The sequence below is a fragment of the Clostridium sp. C1 genome, from assembly GCF_018223625.1.
Taxonomy (GTDB): Bacteria; Bacillota_I; Bacilli_A; order Erysipelotrichales; family Coprobacillaceae; genus Allocoprobacillus.
On sequence record NZ_CP073631.1, the window covers coordinates 183,006 to 197,239 of the forward strand.

Genomic DNA, 14,234 nt, shown 5'->3' on the forward strand with positions numbered 1-14,234 from the left:
GGGTAAGAATATTTATGAATAAAAAGTTAGTAAAAGAATTTTTAGTAATAACATTTGCCATAATGATAATGTTTTGGGGTGGTGGTGCTTTAATTAGTCAAATATTTGATATTACAGTAAATAATATATTTTTAAGAATTATGCACCTTATAGGAGGATTTTCCCCAACTATTGCCTCTTATATATCATTAAAAAGGAGCAATAAAGTTAAGAATTTTAAAGAATGGTTAAAAGAAATATTTGATATAAAACATAATATTTGGACTTATGCTTTGGTAATCTTATTTGTACTGATTTATTATGTTTTGGGGTGTGCTATAAATGGCTATGAAATGGGTGCTCCTATATATATGCTTATAATCATTCTACCAATGATGTTGTTTGGTGGTGGAAACGAAGAAGTTGGGTGGAGGATGATTTTACAACCTGAATTAGAAAAAAATTTTGGTTTTAATATAGCAACATTATTTACTGCTATTATATGGTGGCTATGGCATTTACCGATATTTTTTATAAAAGGAACTGCAAATGTAAATATGAATTATTTTCTATTTGGAATAATGTGCCTAACTCTATGTTATGCTTTAGCAACAATTAGAAAAGTGTCAAAAGGTGTGTTTCCTTGTATATTATTGCATTGCTTGATAAATGTCTTGTCGGCAATATTTGTATTTAATTATAGTCCTTTAAGTTGTGTTATAAGTTTAATCGTAACAATATTAGTATCAATGCTAATTTTAAATATAAATAAAAGATATATACGAGAATAAGAAATTCAAGTTTGTTAAGCAAACAAATCCAAATTTTCCGTGAAAAAAAGCACATATTATTTTTAATAATTGTTATCAAAAATAAAAGAGAATCTTGATAATTGAGTTATTGACCATTATTATATAAATATCAAAGATAAAAACGCAATGCATTGAATAAATGCTAGAGCTGGTAGGTAGCCCAGCCGTCCTATAATTATAGGGTAAGTAACCTGCCCCTCCGGGTTGTCCATTCTTTGTATATGAATTTAACAAGGAGGGATGATTATGGACTATATAAAATGTAAACTCACTGTATATTTCGAAGATCCATTTTGGGTAGGTGTTTTTGAACAAATCTGTGACAATAAGCTTACAGTTGCAAAAGTTACATTTGGTAAAGAACCTAAAGATTATGAAATTCAAGAATATGTAATGAAGAAATATAATAGTTTGCAGTTTAGTCCAGCTGTAGAAGCAAACGAAAAGGAAACAAATAAGAATCCTAAAAGAAGATTAAGAGAAGCAAAAAAACAATTACAAAACAAAGGAATTGGTACTCAATCTCAACAGGCTTTAAAATTACAACAAGAACAAAATAAAAAAGTTCGTAAGGTTCAAAGTCATAGACAAAAAAGGATTGATAATGAACGTAAGTTTGAATTGAAACAGCAAAAGAAAAAAAGAAAACATAAGGGACATTAGTTTCTTATGTTTTCTATTAAAATGATTTGAATATGAGAGATTTCAAAATACTTTGAGATCTCTTTTTTTGTTTCAGAAAGAAAAGGAGGTGCAAAAAGTGAATAAGTTTGATATGGTCAATGATTTATTAGCTGAAACATCAAAGACGGTTGTAAAAGATGAGAAATCATGGCTGTCATTTTTAGATACATCTTCTTATATGTTTAAATATGATTTTGCTGATCAGCTTTTAATTTATGCTCAAAAGCCTGATGCAAAGGTATGTGCAACATTTGATTATTGGAATAATCGAATGAAAAGATGGATAAAAAAAGGGGCTAAAGGTATAGCGTTAATAGATGATTCAAAAAAATATTCCAGTCTGAGATATGTTTTTGACATTGCAGATACAAGAAGTCCACAACACCAAAATCTTAAGCTATGGACAATTGATGAATCCATGCATAGTGATATGATTGTATCATTGTCACATATGTATGATATTTTAGAAGATGAGCATGATCTAGGTAATGCATATCTTTTGCTTGCTCAAAGGTTGGTTGAAGATAATGACAATGATTATTTAGAGCAGATTATAAAATATCATCAGGATAGTTCTTTTGAGGGTATGGAAGTATTTGAAATCAAAAAAATATTTGAAAATATTCTTGAAAACTCCATTGCCTATTGTCTGATGAGAAGAAGTGATATAGATCCGGGATTTTATTTTGAAAAGGGGGAATTCGATGCTATATCTTTATTCGATACATTTGATGTTATTGGTGTTTTAGGAACTGCCAATAAGGATTTGACAGATATGGCATTAAGTGAAATCGGACGAATGGCACGAGAACTGATAAAATCAGAAAATCGCACATTTGCACAGTCTAAAGAAACAAGTCAAAATAAAGATAAGGATGATAACGAAGGGAGTGTTATACATGAAGGAAATCACATACAATCAGGTAGGGGATTACCAGTTACCAAATCTCAAGATTGGGAACGAGGAAAATCCATTAGGGAAATACGCAATGCTGAGAATGAATTATCTCAAAACCAACCAGCCGGCACATCTGTTCGCCTTGAGGGCAAGCAATACATTGAACAAACATCTCAAGGAAGTCGAGGAACAGGCACAGGCAAAGATGGAAAAAATGATGGAACAGATGTTAGTGAAACATCCAGCTCCAAGCAAAGAGAAGAACTCCATGCAATGGGTTCAACACATGAATATCCTGAAAGCACAGATAGAAGAGGTCATTCTTCAAGAAATCATTTACAATTAAATTTGGATTTAGGCGATATTGAGGTAACGAATCAACCAAAGATACCGCCTTTTGATTTACAAGATTTACCTGCATTATTAAGAGAAGATGTGAAGCTGCAGCATACCCGTGAGGAGATTCAACAATTTTTCTTAACACATACTGATGATAATGAACGTACTCAATATCTTGCAGAATGTTATGATGATACTCTAGTGGAAACATTCAGACGTCCGGAAAAGAATGATTTTTCTTATATTGGCTATCAAAAAAATGGGAATGGTCTTGATGTATGGTCTGGTAGTTGGCGAAATATGAAATCAAGTTCTCATTTAACTTTCTTTCAGCTTCAACTGGAAGTCGCAAAACTGATTGAAAATGACGAATATCTATATTCTAGACAGAAAGGCATGACTTCTATTCAGTTGACCTATAAAAACGGAACAATGAAGAGAAATGTAGATTATTACCTGTTTTCATATAAAAGTGAGTTCAAAAAAAGCTCTACTGAAATTATTGAATTTCTCAACAATGAGCAAGATCAACAAAAACGAATACAGTTCATAAAGGACTTTTATCCTGACGAGATTGTAGAAATGGAAGTGGATGGTGTCATTCTTGGATTCAAGAAAGAGAATGATCATCTGCATATCTACATGGGAACGTATGACAATCAGAAAGCATCTAGTGATTACAGTTGGTCACTTGTAGCAAGTGAAATAGATGGTATGATTCTATCACACTATTTTGCTCCTAATGTCCAAACTCCTACTGTTGAAGAACAACAAACAGCTATATATGAAAATGATGAACAGCTAAAAAATGGCATCTATTTTTCTCAAGAGGAAATAGACCGTGCTCTTGTTCGTGGCAGTGGTTTTGAAAATGGAAAATACAGAATCTATCAGCAAATGCTTCAAAATCAGTCAGTCAATGAAAATGCTCAGTTTCTAAAAGAAGAATATGGAACAGGTGGTGCATCTCCTGCAATAGGGATGATTGATATAGACTATAACAGCAGGGGAATCAGATTCTCCAGAAGCCGACAGATAGGAAAAAAGGAAATCAGCATAACACTTAACTGGAAAAAGATTGCCAAAAGAATCACTGAACTTGTTACTGCCAATCGTTATCTGAGCAAGGATGAAATGGAACACTATCCAGAGTTTCTCCATGAGCAGATGGAACGACAGCTGGAATATGAGCGTAAAATGTTAAATAATGAACCGACAGGTGTTGTCGTGGAGAACAGTCCAGATGAAAACGTTAAGAAAGAGTATCGTTGGAAAATTGGTGATAAAATCTACAAGGGCATTGACGAATATACCATTATCGAAGATGGAGAGATGGTAGCTATTCAAGACCAATCATTTCCTCTGTTCATAGATTATATTCCAAGGACTGATTTTAAGGAGCTTCTAAAAGACAACCCATTAAATGACAATCTTCTTGTTGTTGTTAATGAGAAGCATAAAGAAAGAAATAAACAAGAGCTCCATGATGAATATCTTAAAGTATTCATAGACAAAATACAGCATAGTGAATATTATCCACAATTAAAAGAGCGTGATACGGATGAATATGAAGCAGAACTGTTAATCCGTGAAGCAATGATTGATATCATGACTTCAATCAATATCACAGATCCTGACATTTATGATCTATATACAACTGATACATCTTTTAGAGAGCATATGATTAATGCACTTTTGGATAAGACATATAATGATGTTTCGTTTCCTAAACAAAACAAGGAAAGTCAGATGAGATTGTATGAGGCTTTTTATCAGCTTGCTCCTGAATTCATGGATATGACTTCTCCATTTTTGACATTTAAGACAAACAATGAAAAGGACTATCCCTTGTCATTGAGTTATGATCGTGATGAAGGCATTTTTGATATGTACCACTTTTATGAAATGAATGGCATAGAAATCATGAATCCTCATATGAAATTTACAATTGATCAAAATGATAAGACAGTTAAGCCTGTTTATTATCATAATCAGGATATGAATATTGAATGGGACTCAACATCTGATATGGCTATTAAAGATATGACTGAATACGCTCTAACATGGCTCCAAAATATTCATGATAAAGGATATTATCTTTCATATAAGCGTTTATATGTAAACGATGAAAAAGATAACCTTTATTCTATTGAGTTTGATGAAAATGGAAAAATAAGTTATACGGATATACCTCAGGAATACATTCATAATCATGACGAACAACTTATTGAAAATGAATTCAGTGAAAAAAACACCCTTTCAACTGAACGTATTAATTATCAGATAAAAGATGAGCATCTAGGGGCAGGTACTCCTAAAGAAAGATATAAAAATAACATTGTAGCTATAAGGCTGCTTTTTTCTTTGGAAAAGGAAAATCGTCTAGCAACATCAGAAGAACAGGAAATCCTTGCTAAATATGTTGGATGGGGTGGACTTCAAGAGGTGTTTGATGAAACAAAAGCATCGTGGTCAAAGGAATACATTGAATTAAAGGAACTTTTAACGGAAGATGAATATAGACAGGCAAGAGAGTCAACACTTTCGTCGTTCTATACCTCTCCGATTGTGATTGAAGGTATCTATAAGGTACTAGAGAAGATGGGATTTCATTATGGAAATATCCTTGAACCATCATGCGGTACAGGACGTTTTTTTGGAATGATTCCAGATGAATTGAAGCATTCCAGACTCTATGGAATCGAAATTGATTCGATTACTGGTAGAATTGCCAAACAGCTGTATCAGAATGCAAGTATTGGAGTGATGGGCTATGAGGAATCCAAGCTTCCTGATAGCTTTTTTGATGTTGCAGTAGGGAATGTTCCTTTTGGACAATTCAAGGTCATGGATAAACAGTATGATAAATTGAATTTTAATATTCATGATTATTTCTTTGCAAAAACAATTGATAAAATAAGACCAGGAGGGCTGATTGCATTTGTGACATCACGTTATACAATGGACAAGAAAAACAGCACTGTCCGAAAGTATATCAATGAAAGATGTGAACTGATAGGTGCTATCCGTTTGCCGAATAACGCATTTGATGATACAAAAGCAGTCAGTGACATCATCCTTTTAAAGAAAAGGGATAGACCAATCGTTAACGAAGAAGTATGGGTGTCAACCGGTTTTGATGAGCATGGTAACATCATGAATCAGTATTTTATTGACCATCCTGAAATGATTCTTGGAACAGTTGAAAAGACAAGGAGCATGTATGGTAGAGAAGATTTGACAGTTACCCCATATGAAGATATTTCTTTAAAAGACGCTATTAATAATGCAATAGACAATATTCATGGCAAGATTGATGAATATGTCATTGAAGATGATATAGAAGAAGATGAAGTTATTGAAAGTATTCCAGCAGATCCAAATATTAGAAATTTCAGCTATACAGTCGTTGATGGTGAAATCTATTATCGTATCAATAGCATGATGAACAAAGTTGATGTTTCATCAACTGCAAGAAATAGAATTATCGGTTTAATCGCTATTAGAGAGTCTGTGAGGCGTTTAATTGAATTTCAGAGTCAAGATTACCCGGAGGAAGAAATCAAGGCTGAACAGCTTCATTTGAACGAAATTTATGATAGCTTTATATCAAAGTATGGTCTTATCAACAGTCGTGGAAATATACTTGCATTTAGAGATGACAGTTCATTTTATTTGTTGTGTTCGCTTGAAAATATCAATGAAGATGGAACGCTCAAAAGCAAGGCTGACATGTTTACAAAGCGTACCATTAGAAAGAAAGCAGATATTACTCATGTTGACACTGCCAATGAAGCATTGATGGTATCACTTGGAGAAAAAGGAAAAGTTGACCTTGAATATATGAGTAATCTGTGTGGTCACTCCATTGATGATATGATCAATGAACTTGATGGTGTGATTTATAAAGTGCCTCATGTATTGGATAAGGATGTCAAGGATGAATACATCACTGCTGATGAATATTTGAGCGGAAATGTGCGTGAAAAACTAGATACGGTTAAGCTATCAGCTGGTATTGATCCATCATATCAGAAACACGTTGAGGCACTGGAAAACGCTTTGCCAAAAGACTTAAGTGCAAGTGAAATTGAAGTCAGGCTTGGAGCTACATGGATACCTGAAGATGTCTATACACAGTTTGTCTATGAACTGCTGGGAACATCAATCTTTTATCAGGATTATATTAATGTCACTTATTCCAATGTGACAGGAGCATGGAATATCAGTGGAAAGGGTTATGATAAGAATAATGTCAAGGCTGATAAGACCTATGGGACCCATCGTGTCAATGGTTATAAGCTCATAGAAGACTGTCTGAATTTAAAATCCACAAAGGTGTATGATTATGAATACGATGATGAGGGTAAGAAAATCGCCATTCTTAATAAAAAGGAAACGATGATTGCTCAGCAGAAGCAGGATTCCATTAAAGAAGCCTTTGTTGATTGGGTATGGAAAGATTCAAATCGTCGTGATAGATTGGTAAAAATCTATAACACGAATTTCAATAGTATTCGACCCCGTGAATATGATGGAAGTCATCTAACTTTTCCAAACATGAACCCTATGATAGAATTGAGAAAACATCAAAAGGATGCCATTGCACATATTCTCTATGGTCATAATGTTCTTCTTGCACACGTAGTTGGTGCAGGAAAAACATATGAAATGGTGGCTGCCTGTATGGAACTCAAGCGACTTGGGTTGTCCAATAAATCCATGTTCGTTGTTCCCAACCATCTTGTTGAACAGTGGGGAAGTGAATTTCTGCAGCTTTATCCAAGTGCTAACATATTGGTCACGACGAAAAAAGATTTTGAAAAAAAGAATCGTAAAAAGCTATTTTCAAGGATTGTAACTGGTGATTATGATGCAGTGATTGTTGGTCATAGTCAATTTGAAAAAATACCAATGTCTATAGAGAGACAGAAACAGATGATTGAAAACGAGATAGAAGAAATCACACGTGGTATCCAGCAATTGAGGGCCAACAAAGGAGAAAGATTTACCATCAAGCAGATGGAAAGAACAAGAAAATCTTTAAAAAATAGGATTGAAAAACTGAATAATCAGGATAGAAAGGACGATCTCATTACCTTTGAAGAATTGGGTGTAGATCGTCTTTTTGTTGATGAGGCTCATTATTACAAGAATCTCTTTCTCTATACAAAAATGAAAAATGTATCAGGATTGGCTCAAACTGAAGCACAGAAATCTTCTGACTTATTCATGAAGTGTCGTTATTTGGATGAAATCACTGGTGGAAAGGGAATTGTCTTTGCAACCGGAACGCCTATAAGTAATTCAATGACTGAAATGTATACAATGCAAAGATACCTGCAATATGGAACTCTTGTCAAACACAATTTACAGCACTTTGATAGCTGGGCAAGTACATTTGGAGAAACAATGAGTGCGATTGAACTTGCACCAGAGGGAACGGGTTATCGCATGAAAACAAGATTTGCGAAATTCTTTAACCTGCCTGAACTGATTAACATGTTCAAAGAAGTAGCTGATATAAAGACGTCAGATATGCTGAATCTTCCAACACCTGAAGCTCATTATCATAATGTTGCAGTCAAGCCAAGTGATATACAAAAGGAAATTGTTGAATCATTAGGCAAACGTGCTGAAAAGATAAGAGAAGATAGTGTAGACCCTAGTGAAGACAATATGCTGAAAATAACAAATGATGGAAGAAAGTTAGCCTTAGACCAGAGGCTTATCAATCCATTGCTACCAGAATATGAAAATAGTAAAGTCAATGCATGTATTGATAATGTCTTAAGGATTTATCATGAAACAGAAAGTCAAAGATCAACACAATTGATTTTCTGTGATATGTCTACACCAAAGGCAAATGAGTTCAATATATATGATGAATTAAGAAAGAAACTCATTGAGAATGGTGTGCCTGATGATGAGATTGCCTATATTCATAACGCAAAAACTGATGCTAAAAAGAAAGAACTTTTTTCCAAAGTCAGACAGGGAAAAGTGCGTATCCTTATCGGATCAACAAGCAAGATGGGAGCAGGAACAAATGTTCAGGATAGGCTTATTGCCAGTCATGATTTAGATTGTCCGTGGCGACCAAGTGATCTGGAGCAAAGAGCCGGTCGTATCATTCGTCAGGGAAATACAAACAGTGATGTGTATATTTATAGATATGTAACGGAAGGGACATTTGACGCTTATTTGTATCAACTTGTTGAAAATAAACAGAAGTTTATTTCACAAATCATGACTTCAAAAAGCCCTGTAAGAAGTGCTGAAGACATCGACGAAGCTTCGCTTAGTTATGCTGAGATAAAAGCATTAGCTAGTGGAAATCCTAAAGTAAAGGAAAAGATGGAACTAGATACGAAAGTGGCTAAGCTTAAACTGGTTAAAGCCAATTATCTTTCACAAAAATATGAGCTTGAAGATAGGATAGTAAAGTATTATCCTCAAAAATTCAAACTTATCGAAGAAAGAATTCATGGTTATAAAAAGGATATAGAATCAATTGTTCATCAAAATGAATTTGTTGAAATGATAATTAAGGATATAAAGATAACAGACAAAAAGCAAGCAGGACAAGCAATACTCTTAGCATGTCAGGAATTAAAATCTCAGGAGGAAATCATGATAGGGAACTATCGAGGATTTGAAATGTCGTTAAGATATGACTCATTTCATAATGTTTATATTTTAACTTTAAAAAATCATTTGAGTCATCCTGTTGAATTAGGTGATGATGTCTATGGAAATATCACCCGTATTGATAATGTTATAGATTCCATTCCTAAAAAACTGGAAATAGAAAAAGTATTATATGATGAAACTTATCAGCAGTTTATGAATGCGAAGGAAGAAGTGGAGAAGCCTTTTGAAAAAGAAGATGAACTACAAAGTTTAAGTAAAAGATTATCAAAATTGGATAAAGAACTTGATATTGGAGGAAAAGATGATAAGGAATCTTTAGTTTTTGATGATGAAGTTCCAGAAGAAAAATATCGTACACCAATATCATTAGAAAGATAAAGTTGATAATATATTTTATTGGCTTTTTATAATTGGGAGGAAGAAAATGAAAAAATATTTAAAGCCTGAAGAACTGGCAATGGTGAAAAAAATAGATCTATTAACTTATTTATCAAATTATGAACCTAATGAGCTTGTAAGAAAATCACACAATGATTATGTCACAAGAACACATGATAGTCTGCATATGACTAATGGCATGTGGATGTGGTGGTCCAAAGGAATAGGTGGAAAAAGTGCATTGGATTATCTGATAAAAGTTTGTGACATGTCCTTTTTGGATGCTGCATTTTTGATATATAGATGCATCACAGAAAAGCCACCTGTTTATAGAAAGGCATATCATATAAAACAGCAATCTTGCGATTTTAAATTGCCGAAAATATGTTCTCAATCAAAAAACATGTTTAATTTTTTAGTCAATGAAAGAGGTATTGATAGTGAAATTGTCAATTATTATTATTTGAAAGGATATATCTATGAATGCCAAAATGATCATTCTGTTGTCTTTGTAGGTTATGATGTAAAAGGTAAAGAAAGATTTGCATCTAAAAGAGCAACCAATGATAACTGGAAAAAAGATGTGTATGGAAGTGATAAACACTATAGTTTTAGACTTGTTAATAAAACAAATGATGTCCTTCATGTGTTTGAAAGTCCAATTGACTTAATGTCATTTCAGACTTTAGAAAAACAAAAGGGCAGATCTTGGAATCATGAAAACTATTTGTCATTAGGAGGTGCATCAAATGCTAGAAAAGATATTGAAGATTCAATTTTACCAATAGCATTAGAACATTTTTTAATGAACAATAAACAAATAAAAGAAATCGTTTTACATCTTGATAATGATAGAGCAGGTTATGAAACAAGTGAAAAGATTAAACATCATTTAAATGGAAGATATGAGATTTTTGACAGAAGTCCAAAGAAGTTTAAAGATATAAATGAGATATTGTTGAATAATTCAATGATGAAAAAAACAATGTTAAGGTAAATATTGTTTTCGTAAAGGTATAGTGAGATAATTTATTAGAGGTGACTCCTAATGAATTACACTAAGAAACAACATTATGTTCCACAGTTTTATTTAAAATACTTTTGCATAAATGAAGATAAAATAAATGTATATTTAAAAAAAGAAAATAAAATTTTAAAAAATCAGTTGATTAGAAATGTAGCTTGTGAAAATGATTATTTCGATATTTCTTTAGATAAACCAACTTCTCCACTGTTAGAGGAAGTGATTAAAGGTATCGATTTTAAAAATAAAAAGTTTGAGGATTATGTTCATACAAACAATATGGAAAAATTTTTTTCAGAATTAGAATCTGTTATGGGTAATATTTTTTCAAAATTTAAAGAGTATATTTTAAATGAAAAAAATATAAATACAGTTATTCCATTTTCACAATTTTTTGAAATTCGAAAATATATCATTTTATATATTTTAATTCAATATATGAGATCTCCATTGTATAAAAATATGTATATTAAAATTTACAATGCAGTTAATGAAATTTGTGGAAATAATGGCATGAAAAATTTTAATAATAAAAAAATTGATATTGGTATTCATGATAATGATGATGCTAAAGTACATCATATAAGACAAATTGGAGAATTAGATAACTATAATGCAAAGATGATGTGCATAGGGGAAATGACTTGTGATGTTTTGGTAAATAAAACGGAAGAATCATTTATTACAAGCGATTCTCCTATATGCACTTTAAAAAAAGTAGATGATAGTCATTATAAATATTCTATTTTTAAAAAAGGAGACTGTAATATGATTATTTTTCCATTGTCAACGGAAATTTGTTTAGTTTTTAGAACATCTCCTTTATTAAGTAATGATTGGTATATTAAGTCTTGTAGTGATGTTAAAAAGGTTAAGAAAATTAATACACTTATTTATCAAAGCTGTCAAAATCAAGTGTATACCTATGTTGATGAATTAAATCTTTTAAAAAATGTTGAACTGGTTTTTAGTAAAGTAACAGTCAATGTAAAAAATAAGAACATATGCCTACAATTATTATAATTGGTAGAAAAATAACTGATTATTTAAGATTAGAGTATAAAGGTAGAAGCAATTTCTAAAAAAGAAGTTGCTTTTTCTTTTGTATAAATTTAGAGAGGAGATGGTTGATTTGATTAAAAAAATCATAAAAGAAATACAAAAACTAGAACAACAAAAACAATTAAAAATTGAAAAAAGAAATCAGTTAGATAAAGAAATAAACGTTATTAATTTAAGATTGAAAGAATTAAATAATCTTAAAAATCAATATGAAAAATTAGAGCAGAATACTGATTCCTTTTTTGAAAATATAAAAAATGGAGATGAAATTTAATGCCAAAATTTATAGTTGAAATAACTGAAACATACCAGTGTCAGGAAACCATTGAAGCAGAAAATGAACAGGAAGCACTTATCAAATTAAAAGAAAAATATCGAAATGAAGAACTTGTTTTGAATGAGGAAAATTATATAATGACGGAATTTGATGTCATTGAAAAAGTAAGAAAACGTGATGATTATGCTAGATAGCATACTTCCGTCAGGTAAATTTGGACTCATAATAAGAGAGACCTATTTCTATGTCGTAAATTGTAGCAAGCAAGGACTTTTGATGGCAAAAGTCGGCTTGTTAGGGGAAATCCCCCTAATACCCCAAGAAAGGAGCAAAGAATTATGGAATGGTTGAAATTGTTGGGAGTGTTTGAACTAGGAGCATTATGTGGAGTTATTATTATGTGCATTATACAGGGAGGTTGTCATGAAAGTCAGAAGAAAAAATAGAGTAGAAATCAGATTAAGCGATGATGAATTAAATCATTTGAATGTGGCAGTCACTAAAACAGGTCTTTCAAGAGAAGCATATCTTCGATTGATTATTCAGAAGATTGTGCCAGCAGAAAAGCCTTATCCAGATTTAAAAGAAACCATTTATCAATTAAGGAAGATAGGAAATAACATTAACCAAATTGCAGTGATTGCCTATAAGACTGGCTCTATTGATGTCATGAAATATAAAAAGAATTTTGAGGAGCTTCAAAAACAGATTCAATATGTTTTATATGTCAATGGTGAATACAGAAAAGATGAGGTGGATATATAGTGGCAACAACTTCCATGTGGGCTGTTAAGTATAGCTTGAAGGATGTCCTTGATTATGTTGTTAATCCAATGAAAACAGAAAATAAGGATTTCAATGCCTATGAATTTCAGGGACTTGAAAATGTTATCGAATATGTAGAAGATGCTTTCAAAACTGAAAAGCAATTCTATGTTAGTGGTGTCAACTGCAATCCTTACAATGTGTATGATCAGATGATTCAAACAAAGAAGGCGGCACATAAGGAAGATAGTGTTCTTGCCTTTCATGGATATCAGTCATTTGTCTCTGGAGAGGTCACTGCAGAAACGGCTCATGCTATTGGTGTTGAACTTGCTCAAAAGATGTGGGGTGATGAATTTGAAGTATTGGTGACAACGCATTTAGATAAGGAACATTATCATAATCATTTTGTAGTAAACTCTGTATCTTGGGCAACGCATAAAAGATTTTTAAACAAGCATAAGGATTATGATAGATTAAGACGTTTGTCTGATGAAATCTGTAGAAAATATCGTTTGAGTGTTATTGATAATCCAAAGAAAGGAAAGCACTATAGTGAGTGGCTGGCTGAAAAAGAAAAGATGCCTACAAGGCGAACACTTATGATAGATGATGTTGATAGAGCCGTCAACAATTCAATGACCTTTACGCAATTCATTAGATATTTAAAATTAATGGGATATGAAGTCAAAACAGATGTCAAGCATATAGCCATCAGACCACCGGGTGCTGAAATTTTTTTCAGACTTCATAATCTTACAAAGGATGAATCATACAGTGAAGAAAATATCAAGCTTCGCATTTTGAATAATGATATAGGGTTTATAGACACAGTTCAAGAAGTCAAACCTAAAATATATCACTATCAGGGAAATGTTAAAAAATCAAAAAAGATAACAGGCTTTCGTGCACTGTATGTTCGTTATATGTTTGAAATGGGAATATTACCCAAGAATGCACCTCATAAAAGAAGAGTGCATTTTTTATTGAGAGAGGATTTAAGATACATGGATCAAATAACAAAGGAAGCAACTCTATTGTGTAAAAAAAGAATTGAAACAGTTGATGATCTAAAAAAAGAAGAATCAACTGTCAAGAATAGACTGGAATCACTTATTAAGGAACGCAGATGTATTTATAACAAAATCAGACGTTGTAAAAATCCTGATACAAAAGAGAAACTTCAAAGAGATGTGTATAGTCTTTCTGAAGAAATCAAGGAATTACGAAAGGAGGTGAGGCTTTATGAGGGAATAAAAAATCGTTCATTGAAGATAAGAGAAATTATGAAATCAATGAATGAAAGACAAAATGATACACAATTCAACAGCTTATATAGAAATACAGAACGATAAATGATAG

At 32.2% G+C, this 14,234-nt stretch carries 10 protein-coding genes; all 10 read left to right on the forward strand.

What is annotated here, in order from left to right:
* Positions 1–14 precede the first annotated feature (14 nt).
* The 10 genes from KEC48_RS00890 (at position 15) to KEC48_RS00935 (ending at position 14,227) form a co-directional block, all read left to right on the forward strand.
* On the forward strand, positions 15–770 hold the full coding sequence (locus KEC48_RS00890) for a CPBP family intramembrane glutamic endopeptidase (RefSeq protein ID WP_211963794.1): 756 nt from the start codon (positions 15–17) through the stop codon (positions 768–770).
* Between the two features lie 267 nt (positions 771–1,037).
* Entirely contained in the window at positions 1,038–1,454 is a 417-nt protein-coding gene (locus tag KEC48_RS00895) for a YjdF family protein (RefSeq protein ID WP_211963796.1), read from the forward strand.
* 920 nt (positions 1,455–2,374) lie between these two features.
* Entirely contained in the window at positions 2,375–2,719 is a 345-nt protein-coding gene (locus KEC48_RS00900; RefSeq protein ID WP_211963800.1) for a TnpV protein, read from the forward strand.
* 4,394 nt (positions 2,720–7,113) lie between these two features.
* The gene (locus tag KEC48_RS16405) at positions 7,114–9,744 is read left to right on the forward strand and encodes an SNF2-related protein (RefSeq protein WP_349291052.1); all 2,631 of its coding nucleotides are present in this window, start codon (positions 7,114–7,116) and stop codon (positions 9,742–9,744) included.
* A 46-nt stretch (positions 9,745–9,790) separates the two neighbouring features.
* On the forward strand, positions 9,791–10,741 hold the full coding sequence (locus KEC48_RS00910; RefSeq protein WP_211963804.1) for a DUF3991 and TOPRIM domain-containing protein: 951 nt from the start codon (positions 9,791–9,793) through the stop codon (positions 10,739–10,741).
* A 51-nt stretch (positions 10,742–10,792) separates the two neighbouring features.
* Positions 10,793–11,791, forward strand: coding sequence for a DUF4238 domain-containing protein (locus tag KEC48_RS00915; RefSeq protein WP_211963806.1), 999 nt, complete (start codon positions 10,793–10,795; stop codon positions 11,789–11,791).
* Positions 11,792–11,900: 109 nt separating this feature from the next.
* Complete coding sequence (locus tag KEC48_RS00920) at positions 11,901–12,104, forward strand: hypothetical protein (protein WP_211963808.1); 204 nt, start codon at positions 11,901–11,903, stop codon at positions 12,102–12,104.
* Positions 12,104–12,301, forward strand: a complete 198-nt coding sequence (locus tag KEC48_RS00925) for a DpnD/PcfM family protein (protein WP_211963810.1) — start codon at positions 12,104–12,106, stop codon at positions 12,299–12,301. The genes KEC48_RS00920 and KEC48_RS00925 overlap by 1 nt, the downstream gene beginning before the upstream one ends.
* 229 nt (positions 12,302–12,530) lie before the next feature.
* Positions 12,531–12,872, forward strand: coding sequence for a plasmid mobilization relaxosome protein MobC (gene mobC / locus KEC48_RS00930; protein ID WP_211963812.1), 342 nt, complete (start codon positions 12,531–12,533; stop codon positions 12,870–12,872).
* Positions 12,872–14,227, forward strand: coding sequence for a relaxase/mobilization nuclease domain-containing protein (locus KEC48_RS00935; RefSeq protein WP_211963816.1), 1,356 nt, complete (start codon positions 12,872–12,874; stop codon positions 14,225–14,227). The genes mobC and KEC48_RS00935 overlap by 1 nt, the downstream gene beginning before the upstream one ends.
* Positions 14,228–14,234 lie beyond the last annotated feature (7 nt).